At 71.4% G+C, this 25,150-nt stretch carries 22 protein-coding genes and 2 tRNA genes; 2 read left to right on the top strand and 22 right to left on the bottom strand.

Going from position 1 to position 25,150, the window contains the following annotated elements; translation table 11 throughout:
- Positions 1-10: 10 nt before the first annotated feature.
- From ABZZ79_RS01940 to ABZZ79_RS01925, 4 genes are all read right to left on the bottom strand, one after another.
- A tRNA-Ala gene (locus ABZZ79_RS01940) sits at positions 11-83 on the bottom strand.
- Between the two features lie 166 nt (positions 84-249).
- Positions 250-483, bottom strand: a complete 234-nt coding sequence (locus tag ABZZ79_RS01935) for a hypothetical protein (protein WP_003976229.1) — start codon at positions 481-483, stop codon at positions 250-252.
- A 3-nt stretch (positions 484-486) separates the two neighbouring features.
- Positions 487-663 (bottom strand): hypothetical protein, encoded by a 177-nt coding sequence (locus ABZZ79_RS01930; protein WP_356685398.1) that lies wholly within the window; start codon positions 661-663, stop codon positions 487-489.
- A gap of 69 nt (positions 664-732) precedes the next feature.
- The gene (locus ABZZ79_RS01925; RefSeq protein ID WP_356685849.1) at positions 733-2,097 is read right to left on the bottom strand and encodes an MFS transporter; all 1,365 of its coding nucleotides are present in this window, start codon (positions 2,095-2,097) and stop codon (positions 733-735) included.
- Positions 2,098-2,326: 229 nt separating this feature from the next.
- Here ABZZ79_RS01925 and ABZZ79_RS01920 point away from each other — a divergent pair, with 229 nt between their 5' ends.
- Entirely contained in the window at positions 2,327-3,187 is an 861-nt protein-coding gene (locus tag ABZZ79_RS01920) for a helix-turn-helix transcriptional regulator (RefSeq protein WP_356685396.1), read from the top strand.
- A gap of 56 nt (positions 3,188-3,243) precedes the next feature.
- Here ABZZ79_RS01920 and ABZZ79_RS01915 read toward each other — a convergent pair.
- The 7 genes from ABZZ79_RS01915 to ABZZ79_RS01885 all read right to left on the bottom strand — a co-directional run bounded on the left by ABZZ79_RS01915 (position 3,244) and on the right by ABZZ79_RS01885 (position 7,690).
- A tRNA-Ala gene (locus ABZZ79_RS01915) sits at positions 3,244-3,316 on the bottom strand.
- 105 nt (positions 3,317-3,421) lie between these two features.
- Positions 3,422-4,096: a histidine phosphatase family protein gene (locus ABZZ79_RS01910; protein ID WP_356685394.1), complete on the bottom strand. Its 675-nt coding sequence runs from the start codon at positions 4,094-4,096 to the stop codon at positions 3,422-3,424.
- Positions 4,093-4,536: a ribosome silencing factor gene (rsfS, locus tag ABZZ79_RS01905; protein WP_356685391.1), complete on the bottom strand. Its 444-nt coding sequence runs from the start codon at positions 4,534-4,536 to the stop codon at positions 4,093-4,095. Before rsfS ends, ABZZ79_RS01910 begins: the two co-directional genes overlap by 4 nt.
- Before the next feature lie 101 nt (positions 4,537-4,637).
- Complete coding sequence (locus tag ABZZ79_RS01900) at positions 4,638-6,386, bottom strand: LytR C-terminal domain-containing protein (protein ID WP_356685389.1); 1,749 nt, start codon at positions 6,384-6,386, stop codon at positions 4,638-4,640.
- 16 nt (positions 6,387-6,402) lie between these two features.
- Positions 6,403-7,107, bottom strand: coding sequence for a nicotinate-nucleotide adenylyltransferase (gene nadD, locus ABZZ79_RS01895; RefSeq protein WP_356685387.1), 705 nt, complete (start codon positions 7,105-7,107; stop codon positions 6,403-6,405).
- 80 nt (positions 7,108-7,187) lie between these two features.
- Complete coding sequence (locus tag ABZZ79_RS01890; protein WP_356685385.1) at positions 7,188-7,352, bottom strand: hypothetical protein; 165 nt, start codon at positions 7,350-7,352, stop codon at positions 7,188-7,190.
- 176 nt (positions 7,353-7,528) lie between these two features.
- Positions 7,529-7,690: a hypothetical protein gene (locus ABZZ79_RS01885; RefSeq protein ID WP_356685383.1), complete on the bottom strand. Its 162-nt coding sequence runs from the start codon at positions 7,688-7,690 to the stop codon at positions 7,529-7,531.
- 124 nt (positions 7,691-7,814) lie between these two features.
- Here ABZZ79_RS01885 and ABZZ79_RS01880 point away from each other — a divergent pair, with 124 nt between their 5' ends.
- The gene (locus ABZZ79_RS01880; protein WP_356685381.1) at positions 7,815-8,975 is read left to right on the top strand and encodes a M48 family metallopeptidase; all 1,161 of its coding nucleotides are present in this window, start codon (positions 7,815-7,817) and stop codon (positions 8,973-8,975) included.
- A 49-nt stretch (positions 8,976-9,024) separates the two neighbouring features.
- On the opposite strand, the gene ABZZ79_RS01875 is transcribed toward ABZZ79_RS01880, so the two are convergent.
- The 11 genes from ABZZ79_RS01875 to ABZZ79_RS01825 form a co-directional block, all read right to left on the bottom strand.
- Entirely contained in the window at positions 9,025-10,098 is a 1,074-nt protein-coding gene (locus tag ABZZ79_RS01875) for a hypothetical protein (protein ID WP_356685379.1), read from the bottom strand.
- A 171-nt stretch (positions 10,099-10,269) separates the two neighbouring features.
- Positions 10,270-10,884, bottom strand: a complete 615-nt coding sequence (locus tag ABZZ79_RS01870; RefSeq protein ID WP_356685377.1) for a hypothetical protein — start codon at positions 10,882-10,884, stop codon at positions 10,270-10,272.
- Between the two features lie 161 nt (positions 10,885-11,045).
- Positions 11,046-12,332, bottom strand: a complete 1,287-nt coding sequence (locus tag ABZZ79_RS01865) for a glutamate-5-semialdehyde dehydrogenase (protein ID WP_356685375.1) — start codon at positions 12,330-12,332, stop codon at positions 11,046-11,048.
- 79 nt (positions 12,333-12,411) lie between these two features.
- Complete coding sequence (locus ABZZ79_RS01860; protein WP_356685847.1) at positions 12,412-12,852, bottom strand: hypothetical protein; 441 nt, start codon at positions 12,850-12,852, stop codon at positions 12,412-12,414.
- A 202-nt stretch (positions 12,853-13,054) separates the two neighbouring features.
- Complete coding sequence (gene proB, locus ABZZ79_RS01855) at positions 13,055-14,182, bottom strand: glutamate 5-kinase (protein WP_356685373.1); 1,128 nt, start codon at positions 14,180-14,182, stop codon at positions 13,055-13,057.
- A 189-nt stretch (positions 14,183-14,371) separates the two neighbouring features.
- Entirely contained in the window at positions 14,372-16,564 is a 2,193-nt protein-coding gene (locus ABZZ79_RS01850; protein ID WP_356685845.1) for a hypothetical protein, read from the bottom strand.
- A 190-nt stretch (positions 16,565-16,754) separates the two neighbouring features.
- Positions 16,755-18,254, bottom strand: coding sequence for a bifunctional cytidylyltransferase/SDR family oxidoreductase (locus ABZZ79_RS01845; protein WP_356685371.1), 1,500 nt, complete (start codon positions 18,252-18,254; stop codon positions 16,755-16,757).
- A 616-nt stretch (positions 18,255-18,870) separates the two neighbouring features.
- Positions 18,871-20,316, bottom strand: coding sequence for a GTPase ObgE (gene obgE / locus ABZZ79_RS01840; protein WP_356685370.1), 1,446 nt, complete (start codon positions 20,314-20,316; stop codon positions 18,871-18,873).
- A 105-nt stretch (positions 20,317-20,421) separates the two neighbouring features.
- Positions 20,422-20,676, bottom strand: a complete 255-nt coding sequence (rpmA, locus tag ABZZ79_RS01835) for a 50S ribosomal protein L27 (protein WP_356685368.1) — start codon at positions 20,674-20,676, stop codon at positions 20,422-20,424.
- A gap of 14 nt (positions 20,677-20,690) precedes the next feature.
- Positions 20,691-21,011 carry a 50S ribosomal protein L21 gene (rplU, locus tag ABZZ79_RS01830; RefSeq protein ID WP_356685366.1) on the bottom strand — a complete coding sequence of 107 codons (321 nt, stop codon included), beginning with the start codon at positions 21,009-21,011 and terminating at the stop codon, positions 20,691-20,693.
- A 266-nt stretch (positions 21,012-21,277) separates the two neighbouring features.
- A partial coding sequence (locus ABZZ79_RS01825; RefSeq protein ID WP_356685364.1) for an Rne/Rng family ribonuclease occupies positions 21,278-25,150 on the bottom strand: 3,873 nt, incomplete at its 5' end.

Genomic DNA, 25,150 nt, shown 5'->3' with positions numbered 1-25,150 from the left:
GGATCTGCTGTGGAGCTAAGGAGAATTGAACTCCTGACCTCCTGCATGCCATGCAGGCGCTCTACCAACTGAGCTATAGCCCCGTGCGGTGTGTCGTCCGCTCCGTTTCCCTTGCGGGTTTCCCTCGCGGCGACACAGAGAACATTACACGGTCCCCCTGGTGGAACACCAAATCGTTTCCGCCCTACAGCCTTACGCCCGGAATGTCCGCAATCGCGGGCAGCCTGAGCCGGGACCGCCAGATCCCGGTCAGGCCGTGACGAACGAGTAGAACCGCTTGAGGGTGCAGTGCTCCTCAAGAAGGCGGCCGTAGATCGGCTCACCCTCCAGTTCACGGTAGGTCTCGATCGGGTCGCCCTTTATGATCAGCGCCCGCGCGCATTCCTCGCACCAGTACTGGTAGTCGGGGTTCACCGGTTCCATGTCACGGACGATCGGTGTACCGCTGCCGCACCAGTCGCACTTCCGCCTGTGTGCACCCATCGATCAGCTCCAGCTGTGGCCGCAGGCCGTGCACACGTAGGAGATCCCGCCGTTGTCGCCGAGCACTTGGGCGACATGCGCGGAACCGCAGGAAGGGCAGGCGAGCCGGGTGGCTGTGTTCTGTATCAACGCTGCTTCTCCGAGGAGGTCGCCGACCTCCTCGAGGATGCTCGCAGGCATCGCTACTCCCTCCCGTCGGGTCGCACCCCCTTCCGGCCGTTTGATTCTGCCACGCCCGGACCAATACGGTCAGCGACGCCGTAGTACCGGTCCGGACACAGCGCCCACCACGGCGGTCCCGGTCAGCGCGCACACGCACACCCACAGCGCCTCCGCAGAGGTATACGCCCCCGGGGCCCCGAGTGACTCAAGGCGGTTCAGGAACAGCGTGCCGAAGGCCGCGACGCCGACCAGCTGGCCGAGCTGGGTGACGGTGGCGAGCAGCCCGCTGGCGTCGGCGGCGTCCTCGGGCCGCACCGTGGCCAGCGCCCGGGTCAGGGTGGGGCTGTAGGCGAGCGCCAGCCCCACGCCCACGGCTGCGAAGGCCAGGTACAGCACCACTCCCCCGTCCCCGCCGTCCTTGAGCGCCCAGCCCGCCCCGGCCAGCCCCGGCGCGATGAGCCCGAACCCGACCGGGGTGAGCGCCCGCTGCCAGGACGCCGGCCACGTCCGCCAGGTCAGCCCGACCACGCCGAAGACGACGGCGGTGGGCACGAAGGTGAGTCCGGTGCGCAGGGCACTGTGGTCAAGCCCACCCTGGAAATGGAGGGTCAGGGTGAACAGGAAGCCCGCGTTGATCGCCATCACCGCCAGAATCCGTACGACGGCCAGGGCCATGCCCGGATGACTCAGCACCCGGGGCGCGATGAGCGGGGCGCCACCGCGCCGGGCGAGCCGCGTCTCGTAGCCGCAGAACAGCGCGAAGACCAGCACGGCCGCGCCGAGCGACAGCCAGGACCACAGCGGCCAGTCCGTCTCCTGGCCAAGCACCAATGGCACCGTGAACAGCGACACTGCCGCGCCGAGCAGCACCAGGCCGGGCACGTCGAGCGCACGTGCCCGCTCCCCGGCCGGTGCCCCGCCACGCGGCAGCACCCGCCGCCCGGCGACCATCAGGACGAGGCCCACCGGCACGTTCACCAGGAACACCGGCCGCCAGCCGGCCCCGAACAGGTCGGCGCTGACCAGCACACCACCCACGATCTGGCCGGAGGCCGCGCCGACGGCGAGGACCGCCGAGAAGGCACCCAGGGCCCGCGCCCGGGCCTCGCCGGTGAAGGTGCGCTGGATCAGGCTGAGCACCTGCGGGATCATCAGCGCCGCGCCGGCGCCCTGCACCAGCCGGAAGGCGATGAGCTGACCCGCGTCCTGGGCCAGACCACAGGCGAGCGAGGCGGCCGTGAACACCGCGAGCCCCACGAGATGGACGCGGCCGTGCCCCATCCGGTCGCCGAGCCGGGCGCCGGTGATGAGCAGCACCGAGTACGAGATGGTGTAGCCGGCGATCACCAGCTGCAGGTCGGCGCCCGAGGCGCTCAGGTCGGAACTGATCGTGGGGGCCGCGACGTTCACGATGAAGACGTCGAGCAGCGCCATAAACATGGCCGCGAGCACGACCGCGAGCAGCGGCCGGGGGCCGTTGTCAGTGCCAGGCGCTTTACTGGCCACAGGACTTGAGACGGGATCGGAAGCAAGGCCCGTTCGGGGAGTCGTCGTCATGCCTGGAGCCTGACGGCCTTCCGGTACGGGTGCCGAGAGCCCGCCGATGCTGGTACTGGCAGCACCTGGCAAGGCCGGGGCGGACTGCCGACGATAGGGACGTGACGACTGGGGGGACATGACGATGACGACGACACAGCGCCGCCGGCCCGAGCTGGCCGCCTTTCTGCGCACCAGGCGCGCCCGGGTGACTCCGGCGGACGTGGGCATGCCGCCCGGCCTGCGGCGCCGCACTCCCGGGCTGCGCCGCGAGGAGGTGGCTCAGCTCTCCGGGGTCGGTGTGACCTGGTACACCTGGCTGGAACAGGGCCGGCCGATCAACGCCTCCGCACAGGTCCTGGACGCGGTGGCCCGCACGCTGCGGCTCGACGCCCCTGAGCGGGAGCATCTCTACCACCTGGCCGAAGTGCCGTACGCGTCCGGGCCGACGGCGCCCACTCACACGGTGGGCGCCGAGATCCAGGGCATCCTCGACGCCCTCGCCCCACGCCCGGCGGTGGTCTACAACGCGCGCTACGACATCCTCGCCACCAACGCCCCCTACCGCGACCTGTTCTACGCCGACGAGGAGCTGCCCGAGGCGCCCAACGCGCTGTGGACGCTTTTCAACCGGCCCCAGGAGACCTGCCAGTTGCTGTTCCGGGAGGACGAGCTGCCGTTCATGGTGGCCACTCTGCGCGCGGCGTACGGCACCCACTGCGGGGAGCCGGCCTGGGAGGACTTCATACGCCGGCTGTCGGCGGCGAGCCCGCTGTTCGTGCGGCTGTGGGAGTCCGGTGACGTGCGGCAGCCCGGACGCCGGGTGAAGGCCTTCCGGCACACGCTGGTGGGCGAGTTGCGGATGACGTCGCAGTCGCTGTCGGTCGACGGGATGCCCGAGTGCCGGATCGTCGTCTACACCCCGGACGACGAGGAGACGGTGCGGGGCATGGCGGTGCTGCGGGAGCTCTGCCCGCGTGAGCCCATGAAAAATCCCGCCCCCTGACCGGGGACGGGATCTTCGTTCACTGCTCTTTGACAACTCGACAGAGAGTCTTTGTGTGGAGCTAAGGAGAATTGAACTCCTGACCTCCTGCATGCCATGCAGGCGCTCTACCAACTGAGCTATAGCCCCTCACGTTCTTCCCGCTCGGCGGGGCGAACAAGAAGAACTTTAGCCTGCGACCTGCCGGAAAGTGAAATCCGGACCCCACAGGGGTCGCGGGCCTGGTGCGCGGGCTCAGTCGTCGTCGCCGAGGACCGGCTCGGGCAGAGTGCCGGCGTTGTGCTCCAGCAGGCGCCAGCCGCGGGCGCCCTGGCCGAGGACGGACCAGCAGCAGTTGGAGAGGCCGCCGAGACTCTCCCAGTCGTGGGGCTCCAGGCCGAGCAGGCGGCCGATGGTGGTCCGGATGGTGCCGCCGTGGCTGACGACGACGAGCGTGCCGTCCTCGGGCAGCTTGTCGGCGTGCCGCAGCACGACGGGGGCGGCCCGGTCGGCCACCTCGGTCTCCAGTTCGCCGCCGCCGCGGCGCACCGGCTCACCGCGCTTCCAGGCGGCGTACTCCTCGCCGTGGCGGGCGATGATCTCGTCGTGCGTCAGACCCTGCCAGACGCCCGCGTAGGTCTCGCGCAGCGCCTCGTCACGGGTGATGTCCAGGCCGGTGAGCGCGGCGAGCTCGGCGGCCGTGTTCGCGGCCCGCTGGAGGTCGGAGGCGACGATCGCGTCGGGGCGCAGGGAGGCGAGCAGCCGGGCGGCGCGGCGGGCCTGGGTCACGCCGGTCTCGGTGAGCTCGACGTCCGTGGTGCCCTGGAAGCGGCGCTCCACGTTCCAGGAGGTCTGGCCGTGCCGCCACAGGATGACGCGGCGGCCGCGACGGGGCGCCCGGTCGGCGCCGGCACCCGGTGTGGTCGTCACCACTCACCGCCCGCGTCGGCCGCTTCCTCGGCGGCCTTCAGCTTGGCGTGCTCCGCGGCCTTGCCGCGGGTGGCCTTGGCGTCGGCGGGCAGCTCCAGCTCGGGGCAGTCCTTCCACAGCCGCTCCAGGGCGTAGAAGACGCGCTCCTCGCTGTGCTGGACGTGGACGACGATGTCGATGTAGTCGAGCAGGATCCAGCGGGACTCGCGGTCGCCCTCCCGGCGCACCGGCTTGGCGCCGAGCTCCTTCAGGAGCCGCTCCTCGATCTCGTCGACGATCGACTTGACCTGGCGGTCGTTGGGTGCGGACGCCAGCAGGAAGGCGTCCGTGATCGACAGCACGTCGCTGACGTCGTAGGCGATGACGTCATGGGCGAGCTTGTCGGCGGCCGCCTGGGCCGCGGTGGTGATGAGCTCGATGGAACGGTCGGTGGCGGTCACTACATGGCTTTCCGTCGGCGGTCACTTGACCCCAAGGGTCTCACGGACCGCCGACGGCACCCCACGGCAATAAACCGGGGACCGCCCGCCCTGTCTCGCGGCTAGGAGGAGGGCGGGGTGTAGTCCTGACCGAGGATCACCGTGACGTCGGCGTTGGCGGAGACCTCGCCCTTGGTGACGGAGCCGTCCGGCAGGCCGAGGGTCTTGGCGACCTCGGTGGCGTTCTGCTTGTCGGCGACGTCGGCGTAGACCACCTTCGACTCGCTCTCGCCCTCGGAGGCCGAGCCGCCGTCGAGGAAGGTGAAGCCGCCGTTCAGCAGGGCCACACGGGCCTTCTCCGCTCGGCCCTTCTCGCCGGTGGCGTTCTGGACGGAGACGCGCAGGGCGGCGCCCTTGGCGGGGCTCTTCGCGGTGCCGCCGAGGACGTCCTTGACCACGCTGGCGCTGGCCTTCGCGTTCATGGTGCCGTCGGCCTGGACGGGCAGCAGGGCCGTCTTGAAGTCGCCGCCCTTGGCCAGGTCGGACAGCTCGGCCAGGAAGGCGCCGAGGTCCTTGTCGGTCAGCGAGGGATCGAGGATCTGGGCCAACGTCTGCACGGTGATCGTCGCGGCCTGCGGGTCGGACGAGATCTTGCGCAGCACACCCTGCATGACCTGGCCGAACCGCTGGAGCTGGGCGTTTTCGTCCTCACCGGAGGCGCGGTAGGTGGCATAGGCGACGGCCATCTTGCCGCTGAGGGTCTGGTCCTGGCCCTTGCGCACCAGGGGGGCCGCTCCCTTGGGCTTGGCAGCCGGGTCGGGCACGTCGGCGTCGGTGTCGATGTCGATGTTGCCGACGAGGTCGACGAGGTTCTGCAGATAAGGCGTGTCCAGCCGCCAGGTGCCCTGGATCTGGGTGCCGAGGACGGTGTCCAGGGCCTCCCGGGTGCCGGAGGAGCCGTCGTCGTCGACGGACTTGGACAGCGTCGTCGTGGTGCCGTCGTCCGAGGTCAGGGCGAGGGCGTTGGGCAGCAGGACGGTGGTGCCCTGCTGGGTGGTGGTGTTGTCGACGAGCAGCGCCGTGGAGGTGCCGCCCTTCTTGGTGTTGTGCAGGTGGACGACGATCACGTCCCGCTTCTGGGCGCCCGCGGCGGCCGAGCCGCCGTTGTCGGTGTCCGCCGAGGACACGCCCGGGAGCTTCCCCGCGTACCAGAGGTAGCCGATGCCGCCGACCGCGACCAGGGCGAGCACGACCACGAGGGCCATGACGCGGCTGCGGGCGCGGCGCTTGGCCTCCTCGCGGCGCTCGGTGCGGTTCTCGGTGAACTTCAGCCAGTCGATGACGTCCTCGGAGTCGCCGTCAGGCTCCTCGACGAAGGCGAACTGTTCCGTGCGGTAGTCCCGGTCGCCGCCGTCGCTCCCGCCGCCCGGGGCGGCGGTGCCCTGGTCGCCCCAGTGGCCGGGCTGCGCGGGAGCCTCCGGCTCGTGGGCGGGGGCCGCCTGCTGCGGGATGTAGGCGGTCTGTTCGGCTACACGGGGCGGCCGCCCGGCGGCCGGGGTCTGTCCGTACGGGTCGTAGGCCTGGCCGGGGGCCGTGCCCGCGGCCGTGCCGTAGGGGTCGTACGGATCGTAGGAGGGCGCCTGGGGCCGGCGGCCGGTGTCGTAGGCGTCGTAGGCGTCGTAGGAGGGGACGGGCTGCTGGGTGCCCGTCGCGTACGGGTCGTAGCCGTATCCCTGCTGTGCGTAGGGGTCGTAGGCCTGGCCGGGGGCCTGCGGCGGCTGGACCTGCTGGTACACAGGTCGGCCGTACTCGTCGTAGCCGACGATCTCGTACTGGTCGCCCCCGTGGCCAGCGTCGTATCGGTCGTTCACCGGTGCCCCTCTCGGCTCACTCGCCGCGGTACAGCTCTCGTTTGGCGATGTAGCGCACGACTCCGTCCGGCACCAGATACCAGACCGGGTCACCCTTGGCGACTCTCGCACGGCAGTCCGTGGAGGAGATGGCGAGGGCGGGAACCTCCACGAAGGACACACCGCCCTCGGGAAGGCCGGGGTCGGCCAGCGCGTGGCCCGGTCGGGTGACGCCGATGAAGTGCGCCAGGGAGAACAGCTCCTCCGTGTCCCGCCAGGTGAGGATCTGGGAGAGGGCGTCGGCGCCGGTGATGAAGAACAGGTCCGTGTCCGGGTTGAGCACCCGCAGGTCGCGCAGGGTGTCCACGGTGTAGGTGGGGCCGCCGCGGTCGATGTCGATCCGGCTCACCGAGAACTGCGGGTTCTCGGCGGTCGCGATGACCGTCATCAGATAGCGGTCCTCGGCCGGGGAGACGTCGCGGTGGGTCTTCTGCCAGGGCTGGCCGGTGGGGACGAACACCACCTCGTCGAGGTGGAACTGAGCGGCGACCTCGCTGGCCGCCACGAGGTGCCCGTGGTGGATCGGGTCAAACGTTCCGCCCATGACGCCGAGCCGGCGCTTGCCGGTGCTCGCCGGGCCCTGACCGGGGCCGCCGACGCTCGACCGCGCCGGGCGGTCGCCGGCGTCCGGTGCTTCGGCCGTGTCGTGCGCCGGACCGGTAGGCATGTCCTGCTCTCCCATGCGTGCAGACCCTACCGGCCCGGACTGTGGGCTCCGGCGGACGGTTCCCCCGGGGCCCGCTGTGCGGGGTCGTGACGGGTTCAGCGGTCGCGGTTGAAGCGGGTGGTGACCCAGAGCAGCAGCATCAGGATGACGAAGGCGCCGCCTCCGGTGAGCAGGGGACTGAGGCTGTCGTGGTTGCCGCCGTGCTCCTCGCCCTCGGCGGCGAGAGTGACCAACTGGGCAGCGGCGCTGTGGAAGCTCATCTTCGGCAGGACCAATCCGGTGTGGGCGGGATAAAGATGTCGGCCCATCGTAATCGGGCGGCTCCGCGCGGCTCACGCCGACTCTGCCGTCGGGGACGTCCGGGGAAGCACCTAGGGGGAACGTCAGGGTCGTGCGGCAACTGCCATGGCCCGCGGACCGGAACTCGGGGGCTCCGTCAGTCGTCCTTCTGTTTGTAGCCGCGCAGCAGGAACCACGCGGTCAGGACACAGCCCACGACCATCACGATCAGTACGACGCGGAGCAGACTCCCCGCTCCCTGCTGTTCGGCGGCGACGGCGGCCTGGGTGACCCAGGCTGCTGCGGGACTGTGCTCCATAGCGCTGGACTCCGTTCGCTGTACTGCCCGACCACGGTAACCCGGCCTAGGCTGGGCCCGGCTTCGGGGGGCACGGACGGCCCGGCGCCACAGGGCAGGGCACTCATACGCACTGGGGGAAGACATGTCCGACGACAGCCATCAGCACAACGGGCACGAGCAGGTGCCGAGCAGGCAGCGCAGGCGCTTCCCGGGGATCTCCTCGCGGGCGTACGAACACCCCGCGGACCGTTCCGCGCTGGTGGCGCTGCGCAAGCTGAGCGGCTTCGACACCGTCTTCAAGGCGCTGAGCGGGCTGCTGCCCGAGCGGAGCCTGAGACTGCTGTTCCTGTCGGACTCCGTGCGCGTCTCCGACCGCCAGTTCTCGCATCTGAACGACATGCTGCGGGACGCCTGTTACATCCTGGACCTGGAGAAGGTCCCGCCGATGTACGTCAACCAGGACCCGCAGCCCAACGCGATGTGTATCGGCCTGGACGAGCCGATCATCGTGGTCACCACCGGGCTCGTCGAGCTGCTCGACGAGGAGGAGATGCGGGCGGTGGTCGGCCACGAGGTCGGACACGCGCTGTCCGGGCACTCCGTCTACCGGACCATCCTGCTCTTCCTGACGAACCTCGCCCTGCGGGTGGCGTGGATCCCGCTCGGCAATGTGGCGATCATGGCGATCGTGACGGCCCTGCGGGAGTGGTTCCGCAAGTCGGAGCTCTCCGCCGACCGGGCCGGACTGCTGGTGGGCCAGGACCAGCAGGCCTCCATGCGCGGCCTGATGAAGCTCGCGGGCGGCAACCACCTGCACGAGATGAACGTGGACGCTTTCCTGGAGCAGGCCGACGAGTACGAGGCGGGCGGCGACCTGCGCGACTCGGTGCTGAAGATCCTGAACGTGCTGCCGCGTACCCACCCCTTCGCGACCGTGCGGGCCGCCGAGCTGAAGAAGTGGGCCGCGTCCCGCGACTACCAGCGGATCATGGACGGCCACTACCCGCGGCGCACCGAGGACAAGGACACCTCGGTCACCGACTCCTTCCGCGAGTCGGCGTCGAGCTACGCCGGGCATGTGAAGAGCTCCAAGGACCCGCTGATGAAGCTGGTCACCGACATAGCCGGCGGCGCGGGCGACCTCGGCAGCCGGGTCCGCCGCGGCTTCAGCGGCTTCGCGAGCTCGGGCTCCGCAGGCACGGACGGCTCCGACTCAGGCAGTGGCAACAGCTCCGGTCCCAAGGGATCCACCGGTGCCTCGGACGCCCCGCCGAAGGACCAGCCCCCGCGCGACGAGGACTGAGCACACGGGGTGACGGGGCCGCCCACCCTCCCGGCCCGCTCACCCGCCCTCACACCCTCGGCTGCGCCTCCTCCGCCAGCGTCCCGCACAGTGCGGGCACCGCGCCCGTGGCGTAGGGGTTCGTGCCCGCGGGGTTGCCGGCCTTGGCCGTCTGGCCGGCCAGGAGGGGGGTCAGATGGTCGGTCGCGGCGGTGGCGCAGGAGAGCGGGCCGGCCTGGAGCGAGGAGACGACCAGCTGGGCCTGGTGCAGGCGCAGGTCGTGGCGGTCGAAGTGGAAGCGCAGTTCGCGGCGGACGGTGAAGAGCGAGGCCTTCGCGTCGGCCCCGGAACCGGCCGGGCGCAGGGCGTACACGAAGGTGTGGTCGGCGGTGACCTCCAGCGTGGAGGAGTCGGCCTCGACGGCGTGCAGGGTGCCCCGCACCCGAATCCCCTGGTCGGCGAGCTCGGTGTCGGCGGGGTCGAAGCGGACCAGCCAGCCGGTGGCCGCGTGGAGGCCGTCGGCGGCCGGGTGGGCGATGCTCGCGTCGAACTGGTCCAGCTGGTCGGGGGCGACCAGCAGTCGCACCGGCCGGACCTGCCGCCCGGTGAGCACGTCGGGATACAGGGAGGAGCGGACGAGATAGTCCTTGGCGGTGGTCAGGGCGGCGATGACCTGGCCCTCGGAGAAGTTCGCGGTGCGCCGGGCGGAGGGCAGCGGGATCCCCTCGGCGCCGAGCCGGTAGGGGGCGGCGGGGCTGTGGGCGAACAGCTCGGCGGGGTCGGCTGAGCCGGGCACTCTGCCCTGGGGGGCGAGCGGTACCACGGTCATGCGGAGGGACCCGGTGGGCTGCGGGGAGTTCCGGGGCGGCTGGTAGGGGTTGCGTACACCCATGAAGATCGCGGTGCCGAAGGCGAGGGCGATCAGCAGAAGCATGACGAGTGCTTGCCGGGACAGGCCGCGGCGCAGGGGCGCGAGGCTGCGCACGGCGGGCGCGTGGTCCCCCATGCGCTCCTGAGCGGAGAACTCCTGGAGGCGGGCAGCCCGGACGAACGACTCGTCGAACACGACGGATCGGTATTCGTCCTCCGCACCGCCGGGGGCGCCGTCGGGTGTCCCCTCCGGTGGCTCTCCTGGCCCTCCCATACCTTCAGGGTAGGTCTCGCGGAGCCCCGGTAAACGCACTGCCGCACGACAAGTTGTGACAGGTTCCCACCAGGTCTGCCGGGGCTCCACCAGTGCTCCCCCGGGCGGTCCGAGGGCCTGGTCCCGCAGGTCTGTGCGGGGGCTGGCCGACCCCGTCTTCCGAGGCCCGGCTCAGGGGCTGCGGGGGACCACCGAGACGGTCGGCCGGGAGTGGTCGGCGGAGGTGGACGGGGACGCCGCGCCGCCCTGCTCCAACCCGGTGGACGCGGGCGGCGGAACCTGCTCCTGACGGCCCGAGGCGGCGCCCCGGTAGACCGCGGCGAAGGCGAGCACGACCATGCCGACGCCCATCACGAGGGCGAGCACCCAGGCGACGGGCCGGTGCCAGCGGGCGTGTCTGCCGAAGGGCCCGGCGGGGCCGTAGCGGCTGTCGAGGATGTCCGGGTCGTCCGGATCGTATAAATCCGGATCATGGCCGAAACCGGTGCGGCCGGCCCGGCTGTCGGGGCCGTAGCCGTCGCCGTAGTGCTCGCCGCCGCCGTGGGCGCGGCGGGCGGCCTCGGCCTCGGAGGCCTCGGCTCTGGCCTGCGCTGCGGCCAGGAGGCGTTCGACGGCGGTCGGCTCATGCACCTTGGCCGCTCGCACGAAGGCCTCGTCGAAGACCACGGAGGCGAACTCTTCGTCCGACACCCCGCGGTCGTGGTCGTCGTCGGGCTCCCAGCCGTCAGGGAACGGCATGCCCCCCACGTCCTCCGGCACGGATCCAGAGTAGACCTGGGGGGTCAATTTGGGCAGACGGTACGGAAATTATCCGCCTGACGAGACGCCGACCGAACCGTTCCGGCCGAGGGCTCGGCCGGGCCTGCCGCACAGGCCCCGGAGCGCCCAGAACGCCCGGGGCCTCCGGGGCCCCGAACGCGACCCCGAGGGCTTCGGAGGGGCCCCGGTCAGCGTCGGATGTGCCCGTCGCCAGTGACGATGTACTTCGTGCTGGTCAGCTCCGGCAGGCCCATCGGGCCGCGGGCGTGGAGCTTCTGGGTGGAGATGCCAATCTCCGCGCCGAAGCCGAACTGGCCGCCGTCCGTGAAGCGGGTGGAGGCGTTCACTGCGACGGTGGTGGAGTCGACCAGCTGGGTGAATCGGCGGGCGGCCTGCTGGGAGTTGGTGACGATCGCCTCGGTGTGGCCGGAGGTCCACAGCCGGATGTGCTCGACGGCCCGGTCGAGGGAGTCCACGACCGCGGCGGCGATGTCGTAGGACAGGTACTCGGTCTCCCAGTCCTCCGGGGTGGCCTCGACGACGTTCGCGCGGGAGTCCTTGGCGTAGGCCAGCACGCGCTCGTCGGCATGCACGCTCACGCCCGCGTCGGCGAGGGCGTCCAAGGCGCGGGGCAGGAACCGGGGGGCGATGTCCTGGTGGACGAGGAGGGTCTCGGCGGCGTTGCAGACGCTGACCCGCTGGGCCTTGGAGTTGATCAGGATGTCGATGGCCATGTCGATGTCGGCGTGGGCGTCGACGTAGACGTGACAGTTGCCGGTGCCGGTCTCGATCACCGGGACGGTGGACTCGCTCACGACCGTCTGGATCAGGGAGGCGCCGCCGCGCGGGATGAGCACGTCGACCAGGCCGCGGGCGCGCATCAGCTCGCGGACGCTGTCGCGGCTCTCGCCGGGCACGAGCTGGACGGCGTCGGCGGGCAGGCCCGCGCCGCCGACGGCGTCGCGGATCACCCGGACGAGGGCGCTGTTCGACTCGTAGGCGGACGCGGAGCCGCGCAGCAGGACCGCGTTGCCGGACTTCAGGCAGAGGGCGGCGGCGTCGACGGTGACGTTGGGGCGGGCCTCGTAGATGATGCCGACGACGCCGAGCGGTACGCGGACCTGGCGCAGGTCGATGCCGTTCGGGAGGGTCGAGCCGCGGACCACCTCGCCGACCGGGTCGGGCAGGGCCACGACGTCCCGCACGTCGGAGGCGATGGCCCGCACCCGCTCCGGGGTGAGGGTGAGCCGGTCCACGACGGACTCGCTGGTCCCGGCCTCGCGGGCCTTGGCCACGTCCTTGGCGTTGGCCTCGACGATCTCACTCGTACGGACCTCCAGCGCGTCCGCGATGGCGAGCAGCGTGTCGTCCTTCACGGACCGCGGCAACGGGGCGAGGTCGGCGGCGGCGGCCTTGGCCCGGTAGGCGGCCTGGGTGACCGGGGACATGGAGTCGTACGGGGAGAGCGTCGTCATGCAGAAAGGGTAGTGCGACCGGCGGAGCGTTCCCCGGCGTGTTCCACAGCCCGAGACACGTGTGTCAGCGCACGGACGGTCAGTACGGGTGCACCCCCACCGGCGAGGCCGGGGGCGGGCCGTAGCCCTCCGCGACGCGCTGGTGGTAGGTCGCCCGGTCGATGACCTCCAGGCCGACGATCTCCCAGGGCGGGAGCCCCGCGGTCTGCCGGTGCTCGCCCCACAGCCGCAGGGCGACGGCCGCGGCGTCGTGCAGGTCGCGGGCCTCCTCCCAGTACCGGATCTCGGCGTGGTCGTCGGCGTACCGGCTGGTCAGCAGGAAGGGATGATCGTGCGCGAGCTGCTCCAGCGCCCGGCGCACCTCCTTCAGCGGGGCCGCCTCGCCGGAGACGCTGAGAGTGACGTGCCACAGCCGGGGCAGATCCGCCGGCTCCTCCGCCTCGTACCGCTCTCCGGCCGCCACACTCGTCAGGGCGCGCTCCTCGCCGGCCGCGCGGGACGCCGCCGCCCCAGGGCGCACTCGTCTCACGACGGCCTCCTTCTCCCGCAGTGCCCGGACGACGCCCGGCAACGACCGAGCGGCAGCCCCAGCGGACCCATGCCGTGCCCGGACGGACAGGTGCGCCCGAAACACGTCCTTGAATCAAAGTTGAGCAGGCCGCAAGCCTCTGTGGGGCGGTTTCACGGAACGTCCCCCACCGGGGGCGGTCGTTTCGGGCCTTTTATGGGTGGAGGAGGACCAGGTCGTCCCTGTGTACGACCTCGCGTTCGTACGCCGGTCCCAGCTCGGCCGCGAGATCGTGCGTGGAGCGGCCGATCAGCCGGGGGATCTCCTTGGCGTCGAAGTTGACGAGCCCGCGGGCGACCGGGCGGCCCCGGCCGTCGCGCAGCTCGACCGGGTCGCCCGCGCTGAAGTCGCCCTCGACGGCGGCAATACCGGCGGGCAGCAGCGACTTGCGGCGCTCGACCACGGCGCGCACGGCCCCGTCGTCGAGGGTGAGCGCGCCCTGCGGGGCGGAGGCGTGCTGGAGCCACAGCAGACGGTCGGCGGAGCGCTTGCCGGTGGGGTGGAAGTAGGTACCCGTGTCCTTGCCGGTGAGGGCCTCGGCGGCGTGCACGGCGCTGGTCAGGACGACGGCGATACCGGCCGCGGCGGCGATACCGGCCGCCTCGATCTTGGTGGCCATGCCGCCGGTGCCGATCCCGGCCTTGCCCGCGCTGCCGATCTCGACGTGCGCCAGGTCCTCGGGGCCGCGCACCTCGGCGACGCGGGAGGTGCCGGGCTTGCTGGGGTCGCCGTCGTACACGCCGTCCACGTCGGACAGCAGCACGAGCAGATCGGCCCGGACCAGGTGGGCCACCAGTGCCGCGAGGCGGTCGTTGTCGCCGAAGCGGATCTCGTCCGTGGCGACGGTGTCGTTCTCGTTGACGATGGGCAGGGCGCCCATCGCGAGGAGCTTGTCGAGGGTGCGGGAGGCGTTGCGGTGGTGGGCGCGGCGGCTCATGTCGTCGGAGGTGAGCAGCACCTGGCCGACGCGGACGCCGTAGCGGGCGCAGGAGGCGGTGTAGCGGGCGACCAGCAGGCCCTGGCCCACGCTCGCGGCGGCCTGCTGGCGGGCGAGGTCCTTGGGGCGGCGGCGCAGCCCGAGCGGGGCGAGTCCGGCGGCGATGGCGCCGGAGGAGACGAGGACGATCTCCTTCTCCCCGCCGCTGCGGATCTTGGCCAGGACGTCCACGAGCGCGTCGACCCGGTCGGCGTCGAGTCCGCCGGAAGCCGTCGTCAGCGACGAGGAACCCACCTTGACGACGATCCTGTGGGCCTCGGTCACGGCCTGCCTTGCCCCTGACACTCGCTCTTCCGTCCCCTCAGATCGCTTCACATCGCTTTTCGGCTGTCCGCCCGCAATGTACGCGAAGACGATCGACACACGCGCGGGCATTCCAGCCCCCGGAATCACCGCCTCGGACCGGTCCCACCACCGGCCCCGCCGACCCGGTCACCCCGCCGCCGCGGAAGGGTCACCCTGCCGCCGGGGCGGTCACCCCGCCGCCGGTCCGCTCGTCTCGTGCTGGCCGGGAACCACGTCCGCCATCTCGGTCTCCGCCCCGGCGGCGTCCGCGGCGGCATCGGCGGCGGCCCCTTCGGCCGCGTCGACGGCGGCATCGACCGCGAGGTCCGCGGCGACGTCGGCGTCCGTGCCCGCGCCCATCTCCTCCGCGGCCCGTGCCGACTGCCCCAGATTCCTGGTCTCCGCCTTCAGCGCCAGATCCGCGACCGCGCCGTTGAACCGGTCGATGGACTTCGGCTCGTCCGGCCCGATCAGATACCGCTTGAGCTCCGCGCGCTCCTCGGCCAGAGGGTCCTCGGACGGGTCGCGGACGGCGTCGAGCAGCTCACCCAGCTCGTCGGCGGCGTTCGAAAGGATCACCGCGGCGCGCACCGCCGTGTTCTGCCGCTTGAATTCCTCCGCGCCGATGGCGGCCGAGTCGGTGACGGCGTACGGCTTGCCGCTGGCGATGAAGTCGGAGACGACGGACGAGATGTCGGAGACCATCGCGTCGGAGATGTTGAAGCAGTCGTACAGATGCGGCTCGGCGCCGGTGACGACCCGGTGCTCCCAGTCGGGGAAGGAGCGCCAGTACGTGTCGTTCCACTCGGTCCGCAGCCGGGCGATCTCCTGGTGCCGGTCGACGTCGACGAGTCCGTCGCGGGTCGCCTCGGCCTCGTCGTGGGTGTCGGTGGAGCCGGTGAGCTCGGTCAGCCGGGCCTCGATGCGGGCCAGCTCCTCCTGGGCCCGCACCTGGCCGTCCGGGTCGGCGGCGAGGCCCGTGTCGGCGGCGCGCTCGGCCGTGGCCTGCTCGACCAGCGCGGTGATGCGCTGGTGAGCGGCCTTGGCGGCGGCGCTGACGGTCCCGGTGAAGGGGTGCGGCTTGTACAGGACACGGACCGGCGGGTCGGCCTTGACCAGCGCGCGGACGATGTTCTCACCGGCCAGCACGAGCGAGGTGTTGCCGGGGTTGTCGTCCCAGCCCTCCCAGGTGGGCGCGTAGAGCATGGTGGGCATTCGGTCCTCCGGTACGCCCTGCCAGGTCCGGATCGGCGCCAGCTGCGGGCGGCCGACCTCGACGATGTCCTCGTCGCGGACGCCGACGTCGGCGATGGCGTACCGGTCACGGCCGGCGCGTCCCGCGGTCCACACCTCGTCGTAGACCTTGCTGAAGGGGTTGACGCTGGCGAGCTTGTCGCTGTCGCCGTGGCCGATGAAGACGTGCTTCATGGTCGGTACGCGCAGCAGATGGATGTTCTTGCCGACGTTCGCCGCGTAGAGCGCGACCCGCACGGTCGACAGGTCCATGTTCATCAGGTGCACGCCGCCGGGCACGCAGATCACGGGCACGGTGGTGGGTGCGAGGCGCTCCAGTATCGTCCGCTCACGCAGGACGATCAGCGGCGTGGAGTCCGACTGCTCCATGGTCTCCAGCCACATGTTGACCTGGTAGACGGAGTCCTTGGAGCCGGAGAAGTAGAGCACGGTCCCGGGCCGGTAGGCGCGCAGCCAGTCGTCGACGGCGGCGAGCACCTTCTCGGCGTTCGGCGGGATGCGGTCGCCGCGCACGTACGGCGCGAGGACGAGGACGTAGGCGAGGCCGAGGGCGAGGGTGGCGACGATGCCGATCCAGCCGAACACGTCGTTGTCGGTGCCCGCTGTGAGCAGTATCCCGACGACCGCGAACAGGTCGAGGTGGAGCATCTTCTCCGTGGAGCGGTGGAGCAGCACGCGCGGCGGGGCGTCGGGGATGCGGATGCGGGAGGCCAGGTCGACGTTGCGGGTGGCGACCGGCAGCCGGCGGCGGTTGCGGATCAGGGTGATCAGCGCGCCGTGCGGGGCCTGGAGGCCGTAGAACGCGGTGAAGCAGGCGACCGCGGCGTAGAAGACCGCGCTCTCCGACAGACCGAGCCGGGCCAGCAGCAGCACGAGGAGCAGCTCCCTGATCAGGAAGCGGATGGACACGCCCGCGCGCACCTTGCTGAGGCGGTTGATCAGGTAGCTGCCCTTGTGGTGCAGATAGTGGTCCGCCAGGTACGTCACGGCGGCCGCGACCACGAAGGCGGGCACGCTCGGGACGAGCGCGGCCGCCATCAGTGCCGGGAAGCCCAGTGTCAGGAGGACCGCCGCGGCCAGCTCGGCCGCGCTGCCGACCCGGGCGACGCGAATAGCGGTGGATATCACGGAGAACCTGCTCTGTCGGATACCGGTGGTGGAAAAGCGTGCAGCCATCGACCGTCGGCCGCCTGCCCCAGTAAAAGTCGGAAAAACATGAGTTGCCATTTTTCCGAAATCTACGGATTCAGGCCCCTGCGAATACTCCCCGAACGGACATCCACAGAGGCCTGAATGACAGAAGGCTATTAGAGCTTGATTATGCCACGCCGTCCTGGCGGTCGAGCACGCTGGCCAGCGCCTGCTCGAATCCGGAGGCCATGCCCGCGGCCGCCGTCGGATCCTGCTGGCGCACGTCGATGACATGCCCGGTCAGCTCCGAGAGCAGCACGTCGAGCGAGGTGCGGGCGACGGCCTCGGAGGACAGCAGGCTCTCCGCGGGCTCCTGCCCGAAGGCCTTGGTACGCATGGGCGTGGCGGTGCGCTCGGGGTTGATGCAGTTCACCCGTACGCCGTCGGCGGCCCACTCGTCCGCGAGCGCCTGGGTGAGATTCACCATGGCCGCCTTGGTGGAGGAGTACAGGCTGTACTCGGCCCGGCCGCGGGTGTAGCTGCTGGAGGTGTAGAGCAGCAGCTGCCCCTTCGTCTCGGCGAGGTACTTGTACGCTGATCGGGCGATCTGGACCGGTGCGAGGTAGTTGACCCTCAGCGCCTCCTGGATGGTGGCGTTGTCGGTCTCGGCGAGTTTTCCGATGCGCAGCACGCCCGCGGTGTTGACCACGTGGTCGATGCGCCCCGTCTCGGCGTAGGCCCGGGACAGCGCGTCGTCGACCTCCTCGGGGTTCTCCACGTGCGTACCGGTGGTGGATCGGCCGAGGGCGTACACCGTGGCGCCGTAGGACTCGGCCAGTTGGGCGATGTCGTGCCCGATGCCGTAGGAGCCGCCGAAGACCACGACGGTCTTTCCGGTCAGCAGCTCACGGTAGTCGTCCTCGCCGTTCTGGTCGGGCGCGGCGGTGGAGCCGAGCTGGAAGAGCTTGTCGGCGATGAAGACGTCGACCGGCTGGGTGACCTTCATGTTGTACTCGTCCCCGGCGACGACGTGGATCGGGACGTCGGGCAGGTACTTCAGCACGACGGAGCAGTCGTCGGTGGCCTGGAAGTGCGGGTCGCCCGCGGCGATCTCGTAGGCGTGCCGGATCGTGGACAGCTTGAACGCCTGCGGCGTCTGGCCGCGGCGCAGCCGGGAGCGGTCCGGGATCTCGGTGATGAACTCGCCGTCCTCGCCGTGGGTGCGGGTCACGATGATGGTGTCCGCGGACGGGATGGCCACATCGACGGCCTGGTAGCGCTCCAGCGCGGCCACGCAGTCGTCGATGACGCGCTGCGACAGCAGGGGGCGGACCGCGTCGTGGAACAGGACGTTCGCGTCCTCGCCCTCGGCGAGGCCCTCGCTCAGGGCCTCGATGGCGAGCTCGGTCGTCTCGTTGCGGGTGGCGCCGCCCTCGATGATCCGGCGGACCTTCACGAACCCGGCCCGGGTGACGATGTTCTCGACGTCGGGCACATAGCCGGGCGCCATCAACACGATGACGTCGTCGATGGATTCGGCCTTCTCGAAGGAGGACAGGGTGTGCTCGATGACTGCCTTGCCGGCGATCTTCAGCAGCTGCTTGGGGATCGACAGGCCCACGCGCTGGCCAGTGCCACCGGCCAGGATCACTGCGGTGGTTCGGGGCTTGGCTAGGTGCTGAGACACGGATGACCTACCTCGGGACGACTAAGAACGCGGAAACTGTCCCACTTTCCGTCACCGCGATGCAAGGCGGACGTCCTTGACAGCATAAGCGGCGGCCACCGGTCATTCACCTTGTGCGCCCCCCGATTGTCGAGATCATTCCAAGCAGGTGACGTGAATTAGCTGTGAGTTACTCCACAGCAAATGTTCGATTACGTGACGCGATACTCCGCCGGATATCGGCGAAACCCCATGCCCCCATGGGACGCCGGGGCCCCAACGCGCTCACCGGGGACTTCACGGATGCGACGATAGGCCAAACCGGCGTCCGGCTCACCGCGGGAGCGCTCCACTCCGGCCGCAGACGTATACGGATCTTCACGTCCCGGGTCGCCGGGCCGCACATGTTCTTCAAATGACCGGCGCCGCGGAATTCGGATCGGATTCCCCGGCTATTCGGGTCCGACCCGGCCCCGCGCGGCCGGGTCGGACGGAGGTCCAGGGCGCGCGCACGACGGAAGGCGCCCACGACAGACCCGACAGACGCACACACGACGGGCGGCCCACGCAGTACGCGGACAGCACGACGGGCGGCCCACGCAGTACGCGGGCCGCCCGAACGAGGGTCACGAGAGGTTTAGAACGGGTCGAAGTCGTCGAACTCCTGCTGGGCGTCGTCGCGCTCGGCCTGCTTGTCGCGACGGCGGTGCACCGCCGGGCGCTGACCCTCGAAACGGTGGTCCTCGCCACGCCGGCCGAGCATCTCCGCGCCCGCGGTGACCGTCGGCTCCCAGTCGAAGACGACCGCGTTGTCCTCGGGGCCGATGGCGACGCCGTCGCCCGAACGGGCACCCGCCTTCATCAGCTCGTCCTCGACACCGAGGCGGTTGAGCCGGTCGGCGAGGTAACCCACGGCCTCGTCGTTGTTGAAGTCGGTCTGGCGGACCCAGCGCTCGGGCTTCTCGCCGCGCACCCGGAACAGCGGCTCGCCGCCGATCTCCTCGCGGACGACGGTGAAGCCCGCGTCGTCGACGGCCTTGGGCCGGATGACGATCCGGGTCGCCTCCTCCTTCGGCTTGGCGGCACGCGCCTTGGCGACCAGGTCGGCCAGCGCGAACGACAGCTCCCGCAGACCGAGGTGCGCCACCGCCGACACCTCGAAGACGCGGTAGCCGCGCGCCTCCAGGTCCGGCCGCACCATCTCGGCGAGGTCCTTGCCGTCCGGCACGTCGATCTTGTTCAGCACGACCATCCGCGGCCGGTTGTCCAGCCCGCCGTACTGCTTCAGCTCCGCCTCGATGATGTCGAGGTCGGAGACCGGGTCGCGGTCCGACTCCAGCGTCGCGGTGTCCAGCACGTGCACCAGCACCGAGCAGCGCTCCACGTGCCGCAGGAACTCCAGCCCCAGGCCCTTGCCCTGGCTGGCGCCCGGGATCAGACCGGGCACGTCGGCGATGGTGTAGACGGTGCTGCCGGCCGTCACCACACCGAGGTTCGGCACGAGCGTCGTGAAGGGGTAGTCCGCGATCTTCGGCTTCGCCGCGCTCAGCACGGAGATCAGCGAGGACTTGCCGGCGCTCGGGTAGCCCACCAGGGCCACGTCGGCGACGGTCTTGAGCTCCAGCACGATGTCCTGGAGGTCGCCCGGCTCACCGAGCAGCGCGAAGCCGGGCGCCTTGCGGCGGGCGGAGGCCAGCGCCGCGTTGCCGAGCCCGCCGCGACCGCCCTGGGCGGCGACGTACGAGGTGCCGTGGCCGACCAGGTCGGCGAGCACGTTGCCCGCCTTGTCGAGGACGACGGTGCCGTCCGGCACGGCGAGGACCAGGTCCTGACCGTCCTTGCCGGACCGGTTGCCGCCCTCGCCGGGCTTGCCGTTGGTCGCCTTGCGATGCGGGGAGTGGTGGTACTCGAGCAGCGTCGTCACCGACTGGTCGACGGTCAGGGTGACGTCGCCGCCACGACCGCCGTTGCCGCCGTCCGGACCGCCGAGCGGTTTGAACTTCTCGCGGTGTACGGAGGCACAGCCGTGGCCCCCGCTACCCGCGGCGACGTGCAGCTCGACGCGGTCCACGAAGGTGGTCATGGTTGGTGCCTCCTGGTACGTACGGGATGTCTACTGCTTAACACGCGAAAGGCGGACCCGCCTTCCCGACCGGGAAGTGAGGTCCGCCTCGCGAAAGTGTTCCGGTCAGGCGACCGGGACGATGTTCACGACCTTGCGGCCACGGTGGGTGCCGAACTCCACCGCACCGGCCTGCAGCGCGAACAGCGTGTCGTCGCCGCCACGGCCGACGCCCGCACCCGGGTGGAAGTGCGTGCCGCGCTGACGGATCAGGATCTCACCGGCGCTCACGACCTGACCGCCGAAGCGCTTCACGCCGAGCCGCTGGGCGTTCGAGTCGCGCCCGTTCCGGGTGGACGATGCGCCCTTCTTGTGTGCCATTGCTCAGTCCCTCTTTACTTCGCGGCCGTCGGGATGGACGTGACCTTGATCGCCGTGTACTGCTGACGGTGACCCTGGCGACGGCGGTAGCCCGTCTTGTTCTTGTAGCGCAGAATGTCGATCTTCTGGCCCTTGTGGTGGTCCACGACCTCGGCCTGGACCTTGATCCCGGCCAGGACCCACGGGTCGCTGGTCACGGCGTCGCCGTCGACAACGAGCAGGGTCGAGAGCTCGACCGTGTCGCCAACCTTGGCGGTGGAAATCTTGTCAACCTCGACGACGTCGCCGACAGCAACCTTGTGCTGGCGACCGCCGCTGCGCACGATGGCGTACACGCGGATCTCTCTTTCGCTCGGAACGGCACCCCGCAGGCCAGCCGTCCGGCGCACGACGCGGACGACCTCTCCCGACCACCGTGTGCTCGGGAGGAAGAGGTTTACGGGGATGTGGCGTGCTCAGTGGACACGCCGACGGTCAAGGTTACGGGGCGGGGGCCGAGAGGGTCAAACCGGGTCGGGCCCGGTGGACGTGCGCTCGGTCACGCCCCGCAGCCTGGGTCCCGGGCGGGCGGCCTCGCGGCGCCCGCCCGGGACCGGGACGGTCAGGCCTCGTCGGTGGAGGCCGTGACGGTGGGCAGCGTCTGCTGCGCCGCCGCGGTCGTCTTCGACGCGGTCTTCTTGGCCGCCGTCTTCTTGGTGGCGGCCTTCTTGGCCGTGACCTTCTTGGCCGCGGTCTTCTTGGTGGCCGCCGTCTTCTTCGTGGCGGCCTTCTTCGCCGTGACCTTCTTGGCCGTCTTGCGCGCGGCGGCCTTCTTGGCCGGAGCGGCCTCCTCGGCGGCCTCGGCCTCCGGAGCCTCGACGGCCGTCTCGGCGACAGCCTCGGCCTCGGGAGCCTCCTCCGCCTGGCCCTCCGTCGCGGGGACGACCACCACGGCCGTCTCCTCCGACGCGGTCGGTGCGGTGGCCTTGCGCACGGCACGGCGCCGCGGACGGGCCGGGGCCGCGCTCTCGGCGGGCGCCTCGACGGCCGGAGCGGGCTCGGCGACCGGAGCGGGCTCGGCGGCCACGGGGGCCTCCGGCTCGGCGGCGACCGGCGTCACCGGCTCGCTGACCGTCACGACCGCGGCCTCGGCACCCGCGGGCGAACCGGCCGGCGCGGACACCTTGCGGGTGGCACGGCGGCGGGTACGGCCCTTGGGCGCGGCCTCCTCGGCGACCGGGGCCGCGTGCCGGACCGGGTCCTCGACAGCGGCCGGCTCGGCCTGGATCTCGGCGGCGGACTCCGTCCGCACCGGACGCGCCACCTCCTCGGCGACCGTCACCTGCTGAGCGGTGGGCCCGACCGCCACCGGCGCGGCAGCGGCCCTGGAACCGGCCTCGGCCCTGGGCGCACCGGCCGGAGCCGAGGCCCGACGGCTCGCGCGCCGCCGCGAACGGCCACGGGACGCCGCGGCCTCCGCCTCGGCGACGCTGCTGTACAGCTCCTCGTCCGGCGCAAACTCGGGCGCGGGCAGCGCGACCGGCTCGGCCACCTCCGCGACGACCTCGGCCTCGGTCTCCGCCTCCTGCTCGGCGGTCACCGCGGGCTCGGCGGCCACGGCCTCGTGCTCGTGGTCGGCGGCACCGGCACGGGCACGCTTGCGGCGCTTGCCGCCGCCCCCGGCCGCGGTCGCCTGGTCCATGTGCACGATGACACCGCGCCCGTTGCAGTGGACGCAGGTCTCCGAGAACGACTCCAGCAGGCCCTGACCGACCCGCTTGCGGGTCATCTGCACCAGGCCCAGCGAGGTCACCTCGGCCACCTGGTGCTTCGTACGGTCGCGGCCCAGGCACTCCAGCAGACGGCGCAGCACCAGGTCGCGGTTGGACTCCAGGACCATGTCGATGAAGTCGATGACCACGATGCCGCCGAGGTCGCGCAGCCGCAGCTGACGCACGATCTCCTCGGCCGCCTCCAGGTTGTTCCTGGTCACGGTCTCTTCGAGGTTGCCGCCCTGACCGGTGAACTTGCCGGTGTTCACATCGATCACGACCATGGCCTCGGTCTTGTCGATCACCAGCGAGCCACCGCTGGGCAGCCAGACCTTGCGGTCCAGCGCCTTGGCCAGCTGCTCGTCGATGCGGTACGTCGCGAAGACGTCGACCTCGGAGGTCCACCTGGACAGCCGCTCGGCCAGGTCGGGCGCGACGTGCGAGACATAGCCGTGGATGGTCTGCCAGCCCTCGTCACCGCTGACGATGACCTTGGAGAAGTCCTCGTTGAAGATGTCGCGCACGACCCGGACGGTCATGTCCGGCTCGCCGTACAGAAGGGTCGGGGCGTTGCCGCTCTTCGCCTTCTTCTGGATCTCCTCCCACTGCGCCTGGAGCCGCTCGACGTCCCGTCGCAGCTCGTCCTCGCTCGCGCCCTCGGCGGCGGTGCGCACGATGACGCCCGCGTCCTCGGGGACGATCTTCTTGAGGATGGTCTTCAGGCGGGCCCGCTCGGTGTCGGGCAGCTTGCGGCTGATGCCGGTCATCGAGCCCTCGGGCACGTAGACCAGGTAGCGGCCGGGCAGCGAGACCTGTGAGGTCAGTCGCGCGCCCTTGTGACCGATCGGGTCCTTCGTCACCTGGACGAGCACCGACTGGCCGGACTTCAGGGCGGACTCGATACGACGCGGGCCGTTGGCCATGCCCAGCGCCTCGAAGTTGACCTCACCGGCGTAGAGCACGGCGTTGCGGCCCTTGCCGATGTCGATGAAGGCGGCCTCCATCGACGGCAGCACGTTCTGGACCTTGCCCAGGTAGACGTTGCCGACGTACGAGGTCGACTGCTCCTTGTTGACGTAGTGCTCGACGAGCACGTTGTCCTCTAGGACGCCGATCTGCGTGCGGTCGCCGTGCTGGCGGACGACCATCACACGCTCGACGGCCTCGCGGCGGGCGAGGAACTCGGCCTCGGTGATGATCGGAACCCGGCGGCGGCCCTGCTCGCGGCCCTCGCGGCGGCGCTGCTTCTTGGCCTCCAGACGGGTCGAGCCCTTGATGGACTGCACCTCGTCGGACGGCTCGGAGGGCTTGCGCGGCTCGCGGACCTTGACGACGGTGCGCTCCGGGTCGCCCTCGCCGGGCTCGCTGTCGACGGAGCTGTCCCCGGCGCGGCGGCGACGCCGGCGGCGACGACGGCTGGAGGAGCTGGAGCTGCCGGTCTCGTCGGCGTCCTCGGCGTCCTCTTCCTCCTGCTCGGCGGTGTCCTCGGTGTCCTGCGCGGCCTGCGCGGCGGCGAACTCCTCGCTCTCGCCGTCGGCGGAGTCGCCCGCCTCGGCGTCGGCGGACTCACCGCGGCGGCGACGGCGGCCACCACGGCGGCGGCGACGGCGCGAGCCGGTGTCCTCGCCGTCGTCCTCGCCGTCGCCGATGTCCTCGGCGGCCTCGTCGGCCTCTTCCGGCTCGTCGTCGGCGGCGGGCTCGGCGGCCGGGGTGGCCCCGCGGCTCGCGGGGGTCTCGGCGGGGGCCTCGGCCTCCTCGCCGTAGCCGAAGCCGGTGGCCCGGCGGCGGCGCCTGCGGCGCGGGGCGGCAGGCTCCTCGGCGAGTTCCTCGGGCTCGGTGGTCCCGGCCTCCTCCGCGGCCTCGGCGGCCGCTTCGGCGGCGGCGCGCTCGGGCGTCTGGAACTTGGGCTCGGCGAACACGGGCGCCTGGAACAGCGCGACCGCGGGCCGCGCGGGGCGGCGCGGCGACTCGGGCTCGGCGGCGGCCTCCTCGGCCACCGGCTCGGCGGCGGCGCGCGCGGCGGCGCGCGCGGCGGCGCGCTCGGGCTCGGGCTCGGAGAACCCGGTGGCGGCCTTGCGGACGACCCGGCGGCGGCGGCGCGGCGCGGCGTCCTCCTGAGACTGCTCGGCGGACTCCGTCACGGGAGCCTCCTCGGTGGGTGCGGCGGGCGCGGCGGCCTCGGCCGGCTCGGTGGCCGCCGGGGTCTCGGCGCTCTCGGCGGGCGCGGTGACGCGACGGGTGGCACGGCGGCGGGTACGCCGCGGGGCGGCGTCCTCGGCGACGGCCTCGGTCTCGGGGCCGGTCTCGGTCTCGACGACGGGCACGGTGGTCTCTTCGGCGGCAGGGGCCACCACGGTCTCGGCGGCCTCCGGCGCACCGGCGGGAGCCGCAGCACGACGGGTGGCACGACGACGCGCACGCGGCGCGGGAGCAGCCTCCTCAGCCACAGGAGCCTCAGCCGTCTCCACAGCCTCGGTCACCGCAGACGCCTCAGCCACAGCAGGCGTCTCCGCCACCACGGCCTCGGCAGCCTCCGACGCACCGGCAGGAGCCGCAGCACGACGAGTGGCACGACGACGCGCACGCGGCGCGGAAGCAGCCTCCTCAGCCACAGGAGCCTCAGCCGCCTCCACAGCCTCGGTCACCGCAGACGCCTCAGCCACAGCAGGCGTCTCCGCCACCACGGCCTCGGCAGCCTCCGACGCACCGGCAGGAGCCGCAGC

Origin of the sequence: Streptomyces sp. NPDC006458 (genome assembly GCF_040612135.1) — a bacterium.
Lineage (GTDB): Bacteria > Actinomycetota > Actinomycetes > Streptomycetales > Streptomycetaceae > Streptomyces.
This window is presented reverse-complemented; position numbering and strand designations above follow the sequence as displayed.